Source organism: Microcoleus sp. A6-C6 (assembly GCF_036705955.1).
Classification (GTDB): domain Bacteria; phylum Cyanobacteriota; class Cyanobacteriia; order Cyanobacteriales; family Microcoleaceae; genus Microcoleus.
Genome location: NZ_JAUBVR010000050.1, coordinates 16818 through 37027, shown reverse-complemented (window position 1 = coordinate 37027; position 20210 = coordinate 16818). Strand labels below are relative to the sequence as shown.

The following is a 20210-nucleotide window of genomic DNA, read 5'->3' as shown; positions in this document are numbered from 1 at the left end:
ACTCATATTTTTTTTCAGCATAAACCGATCGAATAGATAGAGCAGAAGCCATTTGTAAATATAAACGTAATACTACTGAAAAACGATGGTAAAACAGAAGCGTTATCCCCTCTACCATCGCTACAAGAACTGACAAATGACAATAAATTAGACGACGCTCAGCGCTGGCTCTGAAAGAGCCGCCTTGCCAAACGGATTTTCGTAGGAATGAGTTTTAATGTAAACCAAAAATTCATTGACCAGTTCTGCAAAATAGTCAAAGGCGACATCAATCAACTCCATCGCTTGTTGGCGAATCTCCTCTGAGATTTCAATGTCTCTGATGGCTTGCAAAGAGGCTGGAGTATGGAGCGTGTGGGTATTTTCAATGTGATTGTGACACATACCAAAATAGCGGAACTCATGCCCGGTCATGGCTTGCAGTTGCATTGCCACTGGATTGGTTGCCCGGAAAAAAACATTGGCTGTAACTTCAGAAACCTCGATCGCCACCAGCTTCATGATCGGATCGGCTTGGTAGGTGTAGCGTTCAAACAGAGGAAGCATGGAGCGAGATACCTTGGTGTGCTCACTCCAAATAAATCGTACAACGTCGCTGAAAGGCATGGAATAATTCATGCCCATCTTCTCCATGTCTTCCAGCAGCCATTGCCAGTGAAAATGTTCTTCATAAGTGTGCCGATTCACCATTTCTTGAATCTTGTTTGTCGTGGGTTCCTGTCGCAAAACCCGCTTGCACAACTCGCTGAACTCCAGCGCCAGTGGGGTAATCACTGGCGCAAATGCTAGTTTTTGGCGAGGCTCAACACTTTCATCTTTCATATAGTCGAAAAACGGCAACTGAGCAAACTCCTGATTCTTTTTCTCTATTATATCTAGAAGTGTTTTCATCTCAATTTTTCTCAAGTAATGGGCAACAATTTAGGAGTTGAATTTAGCTAGACCCGAATTCCACCTCTTCCAAGGAATTTGAAGTAGGGGCTTATTCATAACAGGGAATTCCTTAAAATTTCCTCACATTAAGGGCAATCAGTCAAATAAAATCAGACTGATGCGGTCACAACTTGGAGTCCCTACGAACGAGTGAAGGCACGAAGGCATGAAGGCACTTTCATTACTTCAAGCAAATTCTAACTTAAAATTTTTGTTAGAGCCATCGGCAAAACTACTGTTTAGCCAACTGTCCAAACTGCTCATTCAATACTGAGTATTTCCCAGTATTCAGTAATTATACGGAGGCTACTGATTGCTTTCTATCTATCAGAAGCACTTTGAAACTTAGAGGTTATCGGTAAAATTTGACTCTCTAATTTATATAATTCAGTTTCTGTCTAGGTGTCGTACTGCCTAAATTTGTTAGCCTAACTAAGTAAATCTACGATTCTGTAGATTTACTGACACGGACTAATCTGATAGGAGGACAGAGACTGTTATCCTAGAGCAGACTCAACAAAAAAAGTCTGGGTCATGTCAGGTATTATAGTAAAATATAGAGTCTTAAAGGTCGTAGAGGAAATGCCACCAGAGATTACTTTTGAGGAAGTTATGAAGAGGGTTTACTTCCTTGACAAAGTTGACCGAGGTTTGAAGCAAGTTGAAGTCGGTGATATTATTTCCGGCGAAGCAGCGAAAAAAGTGGCTCAGAAGGTGGGACGAGTAAATTTGACTAATTAGCCTTTAGCGGATATCGAAGCGATCGCTACATGGTGCAGGGCTATTTTATTCTAAATAGTTCTTTGGCGTTGCTTATTTACGGTATGAAATAAATAATTGAAAAATCCAGAAGCTTTGTAGACGCTGGTTTTTATGAATTGCATATTTAGCCTTTCATACCGTAAATCAGCAACGCCTTATTTTGAATACAATAATACCAGAACCAAGAAACCTGGTGAAGAATGCTTAAATTTTACTTTTTTAGAAGCCTTTTCTGACTGAGGAACAAATGTCACAGTACAGGTGCGGGATGTAAGATGAACAATAAAACCCCTATAAACCCATGTTGACTCACGCCACAGCTCTGACCCCGCTAGAACTGAAGTCGGCGATCGCCCGCGAGCCATTGATTGTCTCGCCCGATACAACAGTAAGGTCAGCGATCGCCCTAATGAGCGGGGTGCGATCGCTCTGTGCTGCCAATAAAACAGCGGATAGTCAACTGGATGAACTCCACCAAGAGGTACGGTCAAGCTGTGTGTTGGTAGTAGAAAACGAGCGGTTGCTAGGTATTTTGACCGAACGGGACGTAGTACGCCTGATTGCCCAGCAGCAGCCCCTCGATCGCCTAGTCATGCAGCAGGTGATGACACATCCCGCTGTCACTTTGCGCGAGTCAGACTTCACCGATTTGTTTTTTGCCATGAATCTGCGACCGCAGCACCAGATTCGCCATTTACCGCTCCTGGATGAACACGATCGCCTCGTGGGGCTTGTTACCCATGAAAGTCTGCGCCAAATCTCCCGACCGCTCCACCTATTGCGGTTGCGTCTGGTGGCGGAGGTGATGACCAGGGAGGTGATTTTTGCTACACCTGATAGTGACCTGTTGGCAATCGCCCAACAGATGGCAAACCACCACATCAGTTCCGTCATCATTGTCGAACCGAGCTGCTGCTCCACAGAACTCCTGCAAATTCCCGTGGGGATTGTCACCGAGCGGGACATGGTGCAGTTTCTAGCACTGGGATTGAATCTGGACAACTGCACAGCACAGGCGGTGATGAGTACACCAATTTGTGCAGTCAAGCCTGATGATTCGCTCTGGAATGTGCAGCAGATCATGGAGCAGCGCTCGATTCGTCGGTTGGCGGTGACGGGGGAGCAGGGAGAACTATTGGGCATTGTCACCCAAACCATTTTGCTACAAGCCCTTAACCCCCTAGAACTATACAAACTGGTGGAGGTTTTAGACTCCAAGGTGGTGCGCCTAGAGGCGGAAAAGGTGGCACTACTAGAAAATCGCAACATTGAGCTAGAGCAACAGGTTCAAGCCCGCACAGTTGCTCTAGAAACAAAAGCAAAGCAAGAGCGACTCCTAAACACGATTGCCGATAACATCCGATCGTCCCTGAATTTGCAAGACATCCTCGACACCACAGTGCGAGAAATTCGATCGCTCCTTGGGTGCGATCGCGTGATCATTTACCAGTTTCGTCCTGACTTTAGCGGCACGGTGATCGCCGAAGCGATTACCGGTACTGGGCGATCGGTATTGAATACCGAAGCACACGATCCTTGTATTAGCGCAGAATGGCTAGAACCTTATCGCAATGGTAAAATTCGCATCATAAATGACATCTACAACGAAGCGATGACCCAGTGCCATCAGGAACTCTTAGTGGGGTTTGAGATTCGCGCCAAACTGATGGTACCGATCGTAGTCGAGGAGCAATTGTGGGGTCTAATGCTCGCCAGTTATCGAGCCGTGCCGCACACTTGGACAACCGATGAGATCGAACTCATAAGGCAAGTATCCCTGCAAGTGGCGAGCGCCCTCCAACAAGCCATCACCCACCAACGGTTACAAAAGGAACTGACTAAACGACGGAAAGTTGAAGTCCTATTGGTAGAGAGTGAAGAACGCTACGCCACCCTAGTGACAGCAGCTCCCGTGGGGATTTTTCGCACCGATCTTGCGGGTAAGTTGACCTATATCAACGATCGCTACTGTCAGATCAGCGGACTCACCCCAACAACCGCCATTGGGAAGGGATGGCAACAAGGGCTACATCCCGACGAGCGCGACTGGGTTACTGCTGAATGGGAGCAATCTGTCTCCGAAAATCATCCCTTCCAGCTAGAATATCGCTTTCAACGTCCCGATGGTAAAGTGACGTGGGTATGTGGGCAGTCTGTTTCTGAACTGGATGCAGATGGGCAAGTAGTCGGCTATGTAGGCACGGTGACAGATATTAGCGATCACAAGCGAACTGAAACCCAATTGCTAGAGAGCGAAGGACGCTACGCCACCCTAGTTGAAGCGTCTCCAGTGGGGATTTTTCGCACCGATGCTGTCGGTAACTGCATTTATGTTAACGATCGCTGGTGTCAAATTAGCGGAATCACCCCAACAACCGCCTTCGGAGACGGATGGCGAGAAGGGCTACATTCTGACGATCGCGTCGCGCTCCCCACCGAATGGCAGCAATCTATGGAAGAAAATCGTCCCTTCCAACTAGAATACCGCTTTCAACGTCCCGACGGTGGAGTGACGTGGGTCTATGGGCAGTCTGTTGCCGAACTGGATGCAGAGGGGCAAGTAGTCGGTTATGTAGGCACGGTGACAGATATTAGCGATCGCAAACAAGCCGAACAACAACTCCAGCAACTCAATCAAGAACTAGAAGCCAAAATCGTAGAACGCACCCAAGAGCTTTGGCAAGTCAACAGCCTACAACGCGCTATCCTCAATGGTGCTGATTACTCGATCATCTCCACTGACCCAACTGGCATCATCCAAACCTTTAATGCCGCAGCCGAAGAGATGCTGGGTTATAGTGCCGCAGAAATTGTAGGCATTGTCACACCTGCACTCATTCATGATGCCAGGGAGGTAATTGACCGAGCAGCCTCCCTCTGTGCCGAACTGGGGCAATATGTGCCTCCCGGCTTTGAGGTTCTTGTTGCCAAAGCACGCCAAGGCATTGTTAACGAAGAAGAGTGGAGCTATATCCGCAAAGATGGCTCTCGCTTTCCTGTGTTGCTATCCATCACCCCCCTCAAGGATGTCAATCAGCAAATTATGGGCTTTTTAGGGATCGCCAAAGATATTACTGAGCGCAAACGAGCTGAAGCCGAACTACAAAAACTATCAGATCGCCTTGCATTGTCCCTCAAATCAGGGGCGATCGGTTCTTGGGAATGGGACATTGAACAGAACACCATCCTTGGGGATGAGCGGATCTACGAACTGTTTGGCTTCACGAAACAATCTGATTCCCCTATAGCCTACGACAGTTGGACAAACGGAATACATCCCGATGATCGCACCTCCACCGAAACATTGCTCCACCAAGCCGTCTTGGAACAGGCAGAATACGATACCGAGTATGGGTTCGTGCATCCCGATGGTAGCGTCCACTTTATTAAAGCCAATGGAGTGGTGGTGCGAGATGCCCAGGGCAATCCCCAGAGCATGATTGGGATCAACTTTGATATTAGCGATCGCAAACAGGCTGAAGCCGAACGACAGCAGTTAATTCAAGAACTCTCCGCTTTCAAACTCGCCCTCGATCATTCCGCCATTGTCGCTATCACTGATGCTCAAGGGGTCATTAACTACGCTAACGATCGCTTCTGCGACATTTCTGGCTACTCCCGCGATGAACTCATCGGTCAAACCCATCGCATTGTCAACTCTGGCTACCATCCCCCCGCTTTTTTCCAAGAGCTGTGGCGCACCACTTCTAGTGGTCAGATTTGGCGCGGTGAAATTTGCAATCGGACGAAGAATGGTAGCCTGTACTGGCTTGCCAGCACCATCGTCCCCTTTCTGGACGAACAAAGGCAGCCTTTCCAGTATCTAGCAATTCGCTTCGACATTACCGCCCGCAAATTGGCTCAAGCAACTCTCCAGCAGGAAAATACTTTCCGTCAACAAATTGTAGAAAACATGGCAGAAGGTTTGTGTGTTTTTCATGAAGTTGAGGAGTTTCCTTTTATCCGCTTCACAGTCTGGAATCGGCAAATGCAAGCGATTACAGGCTACACCTTAGAAGATATTAACCGTCTGGGGTGGTATCAAAGTTTATACCCAGATCCAAGGGATCGAGAACAAGCGATCGCCCGTTTGGGACAGATGTGGCAAGGGGAAAATCAGATCGCTCAAGAAAGGGAAATCCAGCGTCAAGATGGGCACAAACGAACTGTCACCATTTCTACCTCTGTCCTATCAAGCCATGACGGACTGACACACTTACTAATCTTGATTCAAGACATTACCGAGCGCAAAGAAACTGAGCAGGCGATGACGCAGCAACTAGCGGCAATTGAGGCGGCGATCGATGGCATTGCAATTATGCAAGGAGACACCTACCTCTACTTGAATCAAGCTCATTTAGAACTATTTGGTTACGAATACCCTGAAGAATTGGTAGGCAAAAACTGGAGTGGTTTGTATTCCCTAGAGGAGTTAGAACGGTTTGAGCAGGAAGTTTTTCCAGTGCTGGGGCGCGATCGCGCTTGGGAGGGAGAAGCGATCGCTACCCGTAAAGATGGCTCGACTTTTAGTGAAGGTCTATCTCTGACTCTTACAGAAGATGGATTGTTGATTTGTGTATGCCGCGATATTAGCGATCGCAAACAAACCGAATTGAGATTGCAACAACAGGCAAAACAGGAACGTTTGCTGGGAGTGATTACTCAACGGGTGCGATCGTCTCTGAATCTAGACGAAGTTCTCAATACCACTGTTGAGGAAATCCGTCATGTCTTACAATCAGACCGGGCGCTGGTTTATCGGGTTTTTCCTGGAGGAACGGGGGCTGCCATTGCTGAATCTGTGTTGCCAAAATGGCCCCAAATTCTGGATATCCTTTTTCCTCAAGAGGTTTTCCCAGAAGAGAATTATGAGCGCTATATCCAAGGAAGAGTGTATGCCCTCAGCGATCGCGAAGATGAAAACCAGCCAGTTTTACCCTGTCTGATTCAATTCCTAGCAGAAATTCATGTCAGAGCTAAACTCGTAGTTCCAATTGTTCAGAATCACACACTCTGGGGATTGCTAATTGTCCATCAATGCGATCTTCCACGCCAGTGGGAAGACTGGGAAATCAATTTACTCAAACAAACTGCTAACCAGTTAGCGATCGCCATTCAGCAAGCTAATCTCTACGAACAGGTGCAATCGGAACTGGTCATCCGCAAGCAAACAGAAGAGGCGATCGCTTTACAACTGCAACGGCAGCGAGCTTTGGGAGTGATCGTCCAGCAAATTCGCGAATCCTTGGATATTAACCAAATTTTGGCGACTGTGACGCAGCAAGTCAAAGAAATTTTGCGAGGCGATCGCGTCATCGTGTTCCGGCTATTTGGCAATGGCAAAAGCCAAATTGTTAAGGAATCGGTATCTAGTCAGTTCCCCGCTCTCAAGGATCGTCAGTGGGATAATGAAGTTTGGTCTCAAGAAATCTTACAATACTATTGGCAGGGTAAGCCGTGCATTGTCCCTGATGTGATGACTGACATATCGAGTGATTGTTTAGTAGAATACTGCATTGAAGGTCAAATTCAGTCCAAAATCGTTGCGCCTATCCTGCAAGAAGTGGGAGGGAGCGAAAACGATAGATGGGTTGCCCCAGACCAAAGCAATAAGCTCTGGGGGGTTTTAGTCATCCATGCCTGTCGAGAAAAACGAGTATGGCAAGAGTCTGAAGCGCAACTACTGCAACAAATTGCTAATCAGTTGGCGATCGCCATTCAGCAAGCCCACCTCTTTGAGCAGTTGCAGCAAGAACTCACTGAACGACAACAAGCGCAGCAGCAAGTCACTGAGCGCAATCAACAATTGGCAGTTTCTAACGAGGAACTTGCCCGTGCTACCCGCCTTAAAGACGAATTTCTCGCCAACATGAGTCACGAACTCCGCACCCCCCTTAATGCCATTCTGGGTATGACTGAGGGGCTACAAGAGGCAGTCTTTGGCATAGTTAACGAAGCACAAATTAAGGCTTTACAAACCATCGAGCGCAGTGGCTTTCACTTACTAGAATTAATCAACGACATTTTGGATGTGGCTAAAATTGAATCCGGTCAAATGGAGTTGGATTTTACACCAGTTTCAATCAATCGTCTGTGTCAATCTAGTCTGGCATTTATCAAACAACAAGCCATGCAAAAACGCCTCCAACTAGAGATTAAAATTCCCTTAAATTTGCCAGACTTCTTAATTGATGAACGGCGCATCCGCCAAGTCTTGATCAATCTGCTTAACAATGCTGTCAAATTCACCCCAGAAGGGGGACGCATTACCCTAGAAGTCACTCGTCACAAGCGGGCAACGGTTCTAGTCCCGCACGATCTCCAAGGGGACACCAAGGTGATGTTATACCAGACTCCCTTCGAGCAGGAACTAGCTCTCAAACCCCAGGAAGAGGGGTTAGAACTCAAAGACTATCTAAGAATTGCTGTCATCGATACAGGCATCGGTATTGCCCCAGAAAATATTAACAAATTGTTTCAGCCTTTTATCCAAATCGATAGTGCCTTAAATCGTCAATATGCGGGTACTGGCTTGGGTTTAGCCTTAGTGAAACGCATTGTCGAACTTCATGGCGGACAAGTGGGCTTAACGAGTCAAGTAGGATTAGGAAGTTGCTTCACGATTGACCTTCCCGGCGTTGGTTGTGAACTATCTTCTCCTAACCTATCTTCTCCTAACTTATCTGCTTCTAATTTGAAATCCCAGGCGGAGTCTCCCATCGAGTTTTTTCAACCAGAAAAGGAAGGATCTCCTTTAATTTTGTTGGCAGAAGACAACGAAGCTAATATTAGTACGGTTACGAGCTACCTGAAAGCTAAAGGCTATCGTATTGTTTTGGCTAAGAATGGAGAAGAGGCGATCGCGCTAGCCAAGTCTAAAAACCCCAATATAATTTTGATGGATATTCAAATGCCGGGGCTGGATGGATTAGAAGCTATGGAGCACATTCGCCGTGATCCAAACTTAGTCAATGTGCCGATTATTGCCCTAACTGCTTTAGCTATGACTGGCGATCGCGATCGTTGTCTCGCCGCTGGAGCTAATGATTATCTTACGAAACCTGTTAAGTTGAAGCAATTAGTATCCTCTATTCAACAACTTTTAGCTCCCTAAACAAAGGTATTTGGTTCTCAATAGGGGTTTTCTTGCTAGGGCGTGTTTTCAAACTATAAATTTGGTGTAGGGGTTCAGCATTCGAGCGATAAATTCCCCCTAAAAAACACTGTTTTAGTCCCGAATGCTTTGCCCTTCGAGAGTTTGAAAAGTTTTTTCTACCAATTCCTAAAACTATAATTTGTAGAACGAGCGCGAGCTTAAATTATATATGGGTAAGATAAATATCACTTGTTTGTGGCGATCGCCCACCTACTCTCCTAATTTTGATATAGCAATCCGATCTGAGTCTCAAGATATAACGACCTCTTATATTATTAGACTCTTTGTATAGCAAGGGTTTCAACTTTAATATACCTAGAAAATCAATGAGGATTGCTAGAGTTATAATAATAATAATATAAAAGAGTGCATACAATATCTTCAGACCCTTCATTACGTACATTGGTTTTATGAATACCCCTTCTATTTTAGTCGTTGACGACGAACCCGATAACTTTGACGTGATTGAAACCCTTTTGCCCAATCTTGGCTACAAGTTATACTACGCTTCCAATGGTCAAGATGCGATCGCTTCCTTAGACCTTTTTAAGCCAGATGTGATTTTGCTCGATGTAATGATGCCAGGGATAGACGGCATAGAAGTCTGTAAACGCATTAAAGCTATGCCGCAATGGGAATCAGTGCCTATAATTATGGTGACAGCCTTGACAACCAAAACGGATCTCGCCAGATGTTTCGCGGCAGGGGCGGATGACTTTATCAGCAAACCTATCAATCACTTAGAATTAAAAGCAAGGGTGCGATCGATGTTACGCATTCATGGGCAATATCAGCAATTAGTAAGCTTCAATGCTCAATTAGAAGCAACGGTGCAACAACGAACCGCCCAATTGGAAACCATGATTCTTCAGGATGCACTCACAGCATTACCCAGTCGAACTTTCTTGCTTCAAAAATTGGCTGAGATTTTACAAGCTGGGGAATTATCATTTGCGGTGGTTTATCTAGACTGCGATCAGTTTAAATTGGTTAATGGTTCCTTTGGTTATGCCGTCGGCAATCAATTGCTACTCGCCATGACAGAACGGTTACAGCATCATCTACGCCCTGGCGATGTGTTAGCACGTATGGGTGAGGATGAGTTTTGCTTTTTGCTTTATAACATTGATGGTGCGGTCGATCTTGAACTATTTATTGAAGCTGTTTTACGGGGATTTGACGCATCGTTTCTAGTTGCAGATTGTGAAATCTTTATGACTGCTTGTATGGGCATTGCTCTAGGTAGTAGTGTTTATAAACAACCGGAAGAACCCTTACAAGATGCCGATACAGCAATGTATAAAGCTAAACTTTCTGGGAAAGGCTGCTATCAAATTTTTGATTGTCAGATGTCTTTGGCAATGCTAAACCGGCTGACCTTGGAAAATGATTTACAGCGAGCACTGGAACATCAAGAGTTTGTCATCTACTACCAGCCAATTGTCAATCTACAAACCCAAAAAATGGTCGGATTTGAAGCACTGGTACGCTGGCAAAATCCCGTTCGGGGTATGGTTTTACCAGGAGAATTTATCCCCTGCATGGAGCAAACAGGGCTGATTGTGCCAGTAGGAATGGTAGTGTTGAAGCAGGCGTGTCAGCAACTTCGGATATGGGAGCAACGGGGCTGGACAGAGTTAACAATGAGCGTTAACCTCTCTGTGCGACAATTTTCTTCCCCAACCCTTTTGGCTGATGTCGATCGGGTGTTGGCAGAAACTGCGGTTAATCCTGCTAACATCAAACTGGAAATTACCGAAAGCGCGATTATAGAAAATGCTCAGATGGCGATCGCGCTAACTGAACAATTGCGTTCGCGCCAAATTCAGATCAGCATTGATGATTTCGGCACGGGATATTCTTCCCTGGGTTATCTGCACCGTTTTCCAGTGGATAACCTCAAAATCGATCGCTCTTTTGTCAATCAGCTCCAAGCCGAAAATCGCAACTATCAAGTTGTGAACACTATTATTACTCTGAGTAATCAACTCGAACTTACCGTCATTGCCGAAGGAATTGAAACAACTCAGCAACTTCAGTGGCTCCAACAACTCGGTTGTGAATTTGGACAGGGTTATTTATTTTCTAAACCCCTCCCGGCGACTGAAATTGAAAGGATTTATCTTACCAATTAATATAAAAAGTGTTGCCCACCTGCTTCAATCAATTAATTCAATATATAGCAACCGCTGTCGTCGTTTACGACAGATGCAACCCCTCTTCCCTCCAACCCTAGCCCGTAGAGCCTGTTTTCAGTAGGGGGCGAACCCTGCGGGTGATCGCTTACCGCTAAAAACGAATGTTTTGTGTCCGCAGGGTTCGCCCTCCCAGGGTTGGAAAACACACCCTAGTCTTGAGCATCGGTGCATCGTAGCTTTGACACTCCCCAGCCTGAAGGCATGGGGATTCTTTGATCTACGAGCCGACTTGCTCTAATTGGATTTCTCCAACCACAGTAGAGGTCAATTCTCCCAAAGCGTTATTTGCATCTAATGCAAAGGTTCCGGTATGCCCTACCGTACCCAATCCCCGACCTAGGATATTCATAGCAGCATTGAAATCTCTATCCATTAGACACCCGCATTTACAAGCGTGAGTTCTGGTGGATAGCGTTTTTTTGACAACTTCGCCGCAGCTAGAGCATTCTTGACTGGTATATTGCGGATTCACCGCAACCGTTACGCGCTCAAATACTTTTCCAAAATATTCAAGCCATACACGAAACTGATACCAAGATGCGTCGTTAATAGACTTAGCGAGACAATGATTCTGCACCATATTTTTAATTCTCAAATCTTCGTAGGCTATCAAGTCGTTTGACTGAACTACGCACCTTGCCAATTTTACGGCATGGTCTTTACGTTGCCTGCTTATTTTGAGATGGCGCTTGCCTAAAACCTGTCGAGCTTTGCCTCTATTCTTTGAACTTTTAACTTTTCTCGATACTCGACGCTGACTGCGCTTAAGGATACGTTCACTTTTTCTCAAGAACCTAGGATTTTCAACCGTGACTCCGTTTGAATCAGTGTAATATTCTTTTAGCCCAACATCTAGTCCAATGGTTTTACCCGTTGGTTTTGTGTTTTCCTTTCTATTGACATCAACACAAAACTGGACGTACATACCGTCAGCACGTTTTACCAATCGTACCCGTTTAATTTGGCTGATTTGGTAAAAATGCAAGTCGCGTGTACCTTTGAGCTTGAGCTTGCCGACCCCTTTTTTATCGGTGAAAGTTATCGACTTTCTGTCATCTGTAAGTTTCCACCCAGTAGATTTGTACTCAACAGAACGGCAGTCTTTCTGGAATTGTGGATATCCTTTTTTGCAAGGAATCTTTTTCTTACAGTTTTCGTAGAACCGAGAGATGGCTGCCCAGGCACGTTCGGCACTTGCTTGTCTTGCCTGGGAGTTGAGTTCGTCAGCAAACGGAAAAGTTGCCGCTAGTACAGCACAGTATTTATTCAAGTCGTACTTGTTCTTTTTAGGATTGTCTATCCAGTAACGCAAACAGCTATTACGGATAAACTGGCTGGTGCGAATAGCTTCGTTTACCGCTTGGAACTGACTTGATTTTCCGTAAGCCTTGAACTCAAAAACTAGCATTGCCTTACCTCCACCCTTATGCTATCACGGTCAGCACAAAACAAATGGGTGCGTGACAAAAAGTTACAATTAAAGCCGTCGAGCTTATGACGGGGTTTTAAACCCAAGTTCTTGATAAATGGAGAGGAGGCCATCACTCTAGTCTAGTCTGAAAACCCCAATCTGATGCTGATTAACATTCAAATCCCTGTATGAATTGACGAGAAGCCATGCAGCAGATCTGCCGCGATTCAAACTTAGTTGATGTACCCATCATTGCTCTCACCACCCTAGTCATGACAAGCGAGCGCGATCGTTGCCTTGCCCTTGGAGCCAACGATTACCTTAGCAAATCTGTCAACTTAAAGCAATTGGCAACTATTATTAACTTTTAGCTCCCCAATCAAGATCACCATGAAAACACCATCCATTTTAATCATTGATGATGAGCCAGATAATTTTGATGTGATTGAAACCCTGTTATCCGAGCAGGATTATCAATTGCATTATGCTGCCAATGGTCAAGAGGCGATCGCTACCCTCGACACCTTCAATCCCGATCTAATTTTGCTAGATGTGATGATGCCAGGAATAGATGGCATCGAAGTTTGTCGGCAAATCAAAGCTATCTCAAAATGGCAAGCAATTCCCATCATTATGGTCACGGCATTAAGCTCAAAATCAGACCTTGCTCATTGTCTAACCGCCGGCGCCGACGACTTCATTAGTAAACCCGTAAATGGAATTGAATTGCGTGCTCGCGTCAATTCAATGCTCAGAATCAAGCAACAGTATGACAATATCCAGAACTTGTCCCACATCCAAGAAAATACTATCAATATCTTAGAAAGTACCCTCAATGAACTGCGTGGCAACTTAGCTTCTAGTCTATCCCATGAATTGAATACGCCCCTCAATGGCATATTAGGTACTATCGGATTGCTTAAGGAGGATTTTGAAGAGATGGATCTCGCCGAAATCAATGAGATGTTAGGCTGGCTCGATCAATCTGCCCGTCGCTTAGAAAATTTAACGAAAAAATTCCTCATTTATTTAGAATTAGAATTATCCGCCAATCGGCAACACAAGCTTCAATCCGCCCCTACTCAATTCTCAACTTCTGCCATTGAAACTGCGTTGAAATCCCATGCTCAGAGCTTCAACCGTAGCAACGACCTCATATTTGCACTTGAGGAAGTGGTACTGTCTCTACCAGAGCGATATCTATCAATAATTCTGCATGAATTAGTTGATAATGCACTGAAATTTTCCCCACCAGATACAACAATTAAAGTTAGTGGTCAAGTTGTGGGGGAAATGCTGAATTTATCTGTACATGACTCAGGGCGGGGCATGACAGAAGAGCAAATTGCTAAAATCGGTGCCTTCATGCAGTTTGAGCGCAAGACCTATGAGCAACAGGGCATTGGTTTGGGCTTAAAAATTGTCAATAAAGTTGTCGAACTAGCCGGAGGTGAGTTCTCGATTACCAGTATTTATCAACAGGAAACAACGGTATATGTCACCCTGCCGATAGTTCCCAGTTAGCAGGGGTTTTGACAGGATTATTTCAAGATCGTAAAAGCTACAAAGTATCATAAAAAATGTCTTCCATCCTTGTTGTCGATGACGAACTAGATAGGGTTTGCTGAAAAAGCCTAAAACCCTTACATCAAAGGACTTGGGCTCGTTTTAGCGCTGAAAATGTGCAAAGATAGTAGCTAAAATGAGTCAAAAGCCCAGCACACCATCACTTTCGTAATGTACCGAAAAGTTGACCCAACCCCAAGCCCGCCGTCCAGCTTTGACCTGCCCTTCGAGGGGCAATTGTCAGAGGATAATCGTTGGGTAATCATGGCAAAACTAATTCCGTGGTCAGAATTTGAAGCAGAATATGCCCAAAATTTTACAGTTTCTACTGGAGCTCCAGCCAAATCATTTCGGGTGCATCTCACTTTGGCAAATACATCAAATTGAAAGTTGACCGTTGAGATAAGGGGCTTGCAATTAAATATCACCCCAGGTATGCTAGAAAGGTAGGAAACAAAAAATCTGACATAAGTGGTTGTGACCTCTGTGAGTGGGATGCGAGAAATGATATTGAGTGAGCCCGTTAAATCGACATTCAAGGATGCTGCCAAAAAACTGACGGGCTATCGCCGTCGAGACTTTATGGCAAAAGTAGCCGAAGACTACTTTAATAGTTCAGCCCGAAAAGTAGAAACATTTATGGGATGGAACCGAGACAGCGTTCAATTAGGCTTACATGAACGACGAACCGGGTTGATTTGTGTTGATAATTACCGAGCAAGAGGGCGACATAAAAGTGAAATATTGCTGCCCAACAAAGATGCCGATATTCGTTCTTTAGTAGATCCCGATTCCCAGACAGACCGGAAGTTTCAATCGACATTTTTGTATGCTCGGATCAGTGCCAAGGCGGTACTATCGGCATTAGTGAGTCAGAAGAACTACGACTGTGAGCAATTGCCTTCTCGTCAAACAATTGGCACGATTTTAAATCGGATGGGATATCGCCTAAAAAAACACAAAAAACCAAGCCCTTGAAAAAGATTCCCGAAACAGATGCCATTTTTGAGAATGTATCAAAGGAGAATCAAGCCTCCGATAAAGATGTTAAGTCTCTACGAATATCAATTGATACCAAAGCCAAAGTCAAAATTGGCAACCTCTCACGGGATGGTAAATCCCGAACCCTTGAACCGAAGTCGGCTGATGACCATGATACGGAGTGGCAAGCCGTATTAGTCCCCTTTGGCATTCTCAACAATAAAGAGTGACCAATTATCAATTTATATGGGACAGTCCGCTGAAACCACTGATTTTATCGTCGATTGTCTAACGGATTGGTGGCAAAATAACCAATCTGATTACACCGAACTGGAAGAATTGGTGATTGACCTTGATGGTGGTCCAGCAACTAGAAGCAATCGAACACAATTCATCAAACGTATCATTGAGTTATCTCAGAGAATTGGTTTAAGAATCCGACTAATTTACTATCCACCTTATCACAGCAAGTATAATCCAATTGAACGCTGCTGGGCGGCACTTGAACATTATTGGAATGGTGCTATTTTAGATTCGGTTGAAACTGCCATATACTGGGCATCCAACATGACATGGAAAGGAATTCAGCCCATTTTACACTTAGTTGAAATCACTTATGAGAAAGGAGTAAAAGTCTTACCTGATGAGTTAAAACAGTATTTGCCTGAATGGCAACGTTCTGAAACTTTACCAAAATGGGATATCACGATTATCCCATTTTGACTGGTATTTTATTTGTCCGCGAGCCCCTAAGCACAGCGAAGAGAAAGGATAGAGGGAACGCTCTCAATCTTCCATTGCGCTCCTGATATTTTCACCCTAAACCCAATTCGTTTAATAATTGATTCAACTGTTCCCGAACCTATCGAACTTATGCATTCTTCTTTATAGTATTGGTAGTTGACTATTCGGCAGCGATGGGTCTCTAAATAGTTGCAAAATGTTTTAAATTCTTTTTTTGTCATCTCTTTAAATAGATTGATAACTTCATCTATTTTACCTTGTCACAACATATTTTCTGCTAATTTTAAACGTTTTAGTGAACCTCCTACTTTGTAAACATTTTCTTTCAGATGATACCAATCTAAGATTTATTGTCTTTGTTCAGTATCTCCAATTTCTTGAAATATTTGCCAAATTTCCGCATTACCATCTCCTAGGCAATACATAGGATGTAGCAATTTTTGGCTGTTAGTTCAATCAATTAAATCTTGATTATTTTGAAAAAATGCTCCCGAATAAACGTTATCGAAACAAACGGCTTTATAGTCTTTCCAGCAACACCCTTCGCCTTTTGTTTCGTTGCAGACGCTGACTTTGCCGCCATCCAATGTAATTTCTTGGACTCCTTGTTTAGATGTAGGTAATTCAAATTCTTGTCGTTTGACTAATCTTTGTAATGTACTATGAGAGACTTTGACCCCTGTGAAAATCTCTAAATCTTTTTCTGCCATTTGATAAGATTCGTTGGCACTGATTAAAAGACAGCATTTTTCCATCATTGGACTGAATTGACTCTAAGCTTTCAATCCAAAATATTTCGCCTGATTGTCTGTAATTTCGAGCGCACCGACTATTGATTTTATTTTTCTGGGTTTTCCTATTTGAATTCCTGATACTGCTGAAAAAAAAAGCTACCTAGTTCTGATCCCACTTCTTCTAGCATTTTCTGACGGAGAGATTTTTCTATGCTGTCAAAACTTTATAACTCGGTTGGATCTGTATTTCTGTAAAGAATTTATGCTGCCGCTTTAAAGTAGGCTTTTAGCTGTTCTTGGTCTGAGGGTGTCATTTTCTTGGCATCATATTTTTTGGCGATTTTATGAGCTTTTCCATTTTAATCCTTTTGTGACATATTCGCCAAAGTGAGATGCACCCCTAAAAATCTCTGGTATATCTTAGCCGCTACCTGTAAAGGTAACCTGCTTTTCAATGATGATAGTTTTGAGGTTCAGCACTAAAGAAGTACACCGATGATTGTTTTGATAATGACTAATCTGTTAAAGTTAGCAATCTGCAAGTTGGATTTTCTGAATTGTACTTTTAGAGATAGTCATCATAAAAGTTACAACAATACAATTGCCAAACAACGATTAATAATAGAATCCCTGATTGTTCCTGAATTAAGGCTTGAGTACACAATCATCTCAGCTTGAAGGATATCGAGACTAATGAATTTGCAGTGTCACAGTCAGAATTACTAGCAATTAAATTATATCTTTCAGCACTATTTCTTGGTCACTTTCTTTTATGGTTGATTTTCCTACTCGTCAATTTACGCACGGTACTTTGTTATATATAGTTGCATAACCAGAGTTAAAATGTACCAAAAATGATTAACTTTACACAAAATGTACATACAATAAGAGTTTTATATTTTTTTTGTAAAAGGTATATTGATATCATCTCCGCTTGTATCGAAAAATTAACCGCATATATAAGCAGATTTACGCATTTAATTGCAAATCAGTACGATCTTCTAGCCCGTGGCACAGACAGGATGGTGCGACGGGCTGCCTTTGTCTAGTTTGGTCTCTTTCAAGCGATCGCTTTGTGTAGTAAAGTCTCCCCAAAAGGTCAAATACCCAAGCTTATAAGTAACTATACAAAAAAGACATAAGACCGAGAAACCGGGTTTCTTTAAAAAACCCGGTTTCTGAACTTATCAGATCCGGTAGCTGTATGCCTCACAGCATTTGATATGAGTAGGTTCAGCGCACTCTAACCGTACAAAGACTGCACCCATTCCCATTCTTGCTTTAACCCTTCTTTCAAAGAAACCTGTGCCTGATATCCCAAGATTTTCTGAGCTTTTGATACGTCAGCGCTAGTATCCCGCGCATCTCCTTTGCTCGATTCTAGGTAATTGATGCGAATTGGGCGATCGACAATGCTTTCCATAGTCTGAATAACTTCTGCTAAAGCAACTCGACTTCCGCCCCCAATATTGAATATTTCACCGACAGCTTCCGGCACTTTAGCAGCAGCTAAATTAGCAGCAATGCAATCGCTGACAAATGTGAAATCTCGCGTTTGTTGTCCGTCTCCGTAAATTGAAATCGCTTCGCCGCGCAAAATTGATTTGAAAAATATGTGAAATGCCATATCGGGACGCTGGCGAGGCCCGTAAACAGTGAAATAGCGCAGCATAGTTGCGGGAACGCCGAAATTGTGATAGTAAAGCGAACACAAACGTTCAGCGGCTAATTTGGTAATGCCGTAGGGAGAAACTGGTTGAGGGCAGGCAGTTTCGGAAGTAGGAAAAGTTTCAGCATTGCCGTACACGGACGAAGATGAAGCCAACACAAACTTTTTCAGTTGCGGTGCATCTTTTGCGGCTTCTAAGAGTACCTGAGTTGCATTGATATTGCGTTCTGTATAGCTGCGAAAACCATTTCCCCAGCTAGAGCGGACTCCTGCTTGGGCTGATTGGTGGTAAATGACTTCCACATTGGCTAAGAGAGATTTCCAATCTAAAGATAAGATATTGCTTTCTACCAGTTTAAAATTCGGATGTTTTTCAAAATTAGCGAGATTTTTTCTCTTCAATTCGGGATTGTAGTAATCGTTGACTTCATCAACGCCGATCACTTGTTCACCTTGCTTTAAAAGAGTTTCTACTAAGTGAGAGCCGATGAAACCTGCCGCGCCTGTAACGATATTAGTCATTGGTTATGCTCCTTTGTAATAGCTAATGAAAGACTGGTTGCCAAAGTTACTCCAAAAACAAGCTTTATAATTTTCCGGTATTTTTTTATTAATTGCTTGATTCTTCGGAACCGCTGACGACATGAAATATCATACCACAAGTTTATTATCTCTGTAAATTGCCGATTTTGACTCTAGCTTTAGTGTGTTATAATTCTATCGACATAATTTTACATTCTAGCTGGTTGATTGTTTATTGTTCATTAGATTTAGTGTCTCCGAAAATTTCTAATTTTCGATAGTATCCTTCTAGTGTTTTAAATCCCAAATTCTCATCATTTCAGCTTCTAAACGGTGACGGCTTGCTGTTCCATAGGCTAACCGCAAGTCAGGATTTGCCAGCAAAATTCCCGGCGTTGCTGAGTTAGAGTATGAATAGGAGGAATAATTTATGCAACGCAAGCGAATGTAAATCAACCCATATCCGTAAAAATGGCGAGAAAAAAGGAAAACAGAACCACATTTGTGTCCAATGCGGTCGTCAATTCATCAATGAGTATGAGCCCCAGCGAGGTCAAGCGCGAAACCATCAAACGTGATTGCCTAAAAATGTACGTTAATGGCATGGGTTTACGGGCGATAGAACGAGTTAAGGGAGTTCATCATACCACGGTAATAAATTGGGTAAAACAAGTCGGTAAACTGTTACCAGATGTTTATGACCCGGAAGTCATTCCAGAAGTTGGTGAGCTCGATGAATTACAAACTTATGTTTAAAAAAACAGACAAGATCTGGCTGTGGAGAGCGGTTGACTACTTTAGTCCAGGAATTTTAGGATGGGTATTAGGGGATCATAGCGCTAAGACATTTGAACCATTATGGGACAAAGTAAGTGCATGAAAATGCTATTTTTATGTAACTGATGGATGGTCTGTATATCCCATGTTTATTCCTGATGGAGATCAGATTATTAGCAAGACTTACATGACACGAGTAGAAGGAGAAAATACAAGACTAAGACATTATTTAGCTAGGCTAGATCGTAAAATTTTTTGTTATTATAAATGTGACAAAATGCTCAAGCATTCTATTAACTTATTAATCCATTACTTGAAATTTGACGATATTCCCATGACCGGGGCATTCATACCTTGATTCAGCAACGCCGCATTTTAATTGTTAGTTTAGCATACCAAGTAAGGAAGAACCTAAAATACAGTGTTTAACTATTAATCCTGCTGCTTTCGGTGCGGATAGAGAACAAGTTCGCCTCGCACTTACTAAGGATAAAAGAGAAGCGCGTCCGGTTGGGAAACCTTTGCATTTGTAGCCTGTATTTGCTGAGTGTGAATGTATGGGAGGTGCAGTTGCTGAAGAGTTATTTGAGTACGGTCTTTGCTTACCTTCTGGCTCGAATTTAACTGAAGAAGATTTAGAAAGAGTCACAAGCGCGATATTGGGTTTGTAGTCAGGACTTTAGTCCTTATTAGATTTATAGCAAGGACTTGATCTTTTGTTTGCTACCTAATATTTGCACCAAAAATTAAGGCAAAT

9 protein-coding genes and 4 pseudogenes are annotated in these 20210 nt (G+C 43.5%); 9 read left to right on the top strand and 4 right to left on the bottom strand.

The window, feature by feature from the left end; genetic code table 11:
* Positions 1-147: 147 nt before the first annotated feature.
* Positions 148-891, bottom strand: coding sequence for a hypothetical protein (locus QUB52_RS19450; protein ID WP_265237643.1), 744 nt, complete (start codon positions 889-891; stop codon positions 148-150).
* A gap of 576 nt (positions 892-1467) precedes the next feature.
* Between QUB52_RS19450 and QUB52_RS19445 the strand changes: the two genes are divergently transcribed.
* The 3 genes from QUB52_RS19445 (at position 1468) to QUB52_RS19435 (ending at position 10986) form a co-directional block, all read left to right on the top strand.
* Positions 1468-1674, top strand: coding sequence for a hypothetical protein (locus QUB52_RS19445; protein WP_265237641.1), 207 nt, complete (start codon positions 1468-1470; stop codon positions 1672-1674).
* Between the two features lie 322 nt (positions 1675-1996).
* On the top strand, positions 1997-8809 hold the full coding sequence (locus tag QUB52_RS19440; protein WP_332975085.1) for a PAS domain S-box protein: 6813 nt from the start codon (positions 1997-1999) through the stop codon (positions 8807-8809).
* Positions 8810-9261: 452 nt separating this feature from the next.
* Positions 9262-10986, top strand: coding sequence for a two-component system response regulator (locus tag QUB52_RS19435; RefSeq protein WP_265237638.1), 1725 nt, complete (start codon positions 9262-9264; stop codon positions 10984-10986).
* Between the two features lie 280 nt (positions 10987-11266).
* Here the strand turns inward: QUB52_RS19435 and QUB52_RS19430 are convergent, their stop codons facing one another.
* Positions 11267-12457: an RNA-guided endonuclease InsQ/TnpB family protein gene (locus QUB52_RS19430; protein WP_332975084.1), complete on the bottom strand. Its 1191-nt coding sequence runs from the start codon at positions 12455-12457 to the stop codon at positions 11267-11269.
* A gap of 209 nt (positions 12458-12666) precedes the next feature.
* On the opposite strand from QUB52_RS19430, the gene QUB52_RS19425 reads away from it, so the two are divergent.
* The 5 genes and pseudogenes from QUB52_RS19425 (at position 12667) to QUB52_RS19400 (ending at position 15730) form a co-directional block, all read left to right on the top strand.
* A complete protein-coding gene (locus QUB52_RS19425) occupies positions 12667-12831 on the top strand; it encodes a response regulator (protein WP_332967167.1) in 165 nt (54 codons plus the stop codon).
* Between the two features lie 19 nt (positions 12832-12850).
* Positions 12851-13984, top strand: a complete 1134-nt coding sequence (locus QUB52_RS19420) for a hybrid sensor histidine kinase/response regulator (RefSeq protein WP_265237614.1) — start codon at positions 12851-12853, stop codon at positions 13982-13984.
* Between the two features lie 213 nt (positions 13985-14197).
* Positions 14198-14389 (top strand): annotated as a pseudogene (locus tag QUB52_RS19415) (IS5/IS1182 family transposase); the annotation flags it as partial.
* Positions 14390-14521: 132 nt separating this feature from the next.
* Positions 14522-15237: pseudogene (locus QUB52_RS29300) on the top strand (ISAzo13-like element transposase-related protein).
* Complete coding sequence (locus tag QUB52_RS19400; protein ID WP_332967163.1) at positions 15212-15730, top strand: ISAzo13-like element transposase-related protein; 519 nt, start codon at positions 15212-15214, stop codon at positions 15728-15730. The pseudogene QUB52_RS29300 and the gene QUB52_RS19400 overlap by 26 nt, the downstream one beginning before the upstream one ends.
* A gap of 26 nt (positions 15731-15756) precedes the next feature.
* On the opposite strand, the pseudogene QUB52_RS19395 reads toward QUB52_RS19400, so the two are convergent.
* A pseudogene (locus tag QUB52_RS19395) lies at positions 15757-16745 on the bottom strand (ISKra4 family transposase).
* 983 nt (positions 16746-17728) lie between these two features.
* Entirely contained in the window at positions 17729-18676 is a 948-nt protein-coding gene (locus tag QUB52_RS19390) for an NAD-dependent epimerase/dehydratase family protein (RefSeq protein WP_332975146.1), read from the bottom strand.
* A 410-nt stretch (positions 18677-19086) separates the two neighbouring features.
* Between QUB52_RS19390 and QUB52_RS19385 the strand changes: the two are divergent.
* Positions 19087-19811 (top strand): annotated as a pseudogene (locus tag QUB52_RS19385) (IS1 family transposase).
* Positions 19812-20210 lie beyond the last annotated feature (399 nt).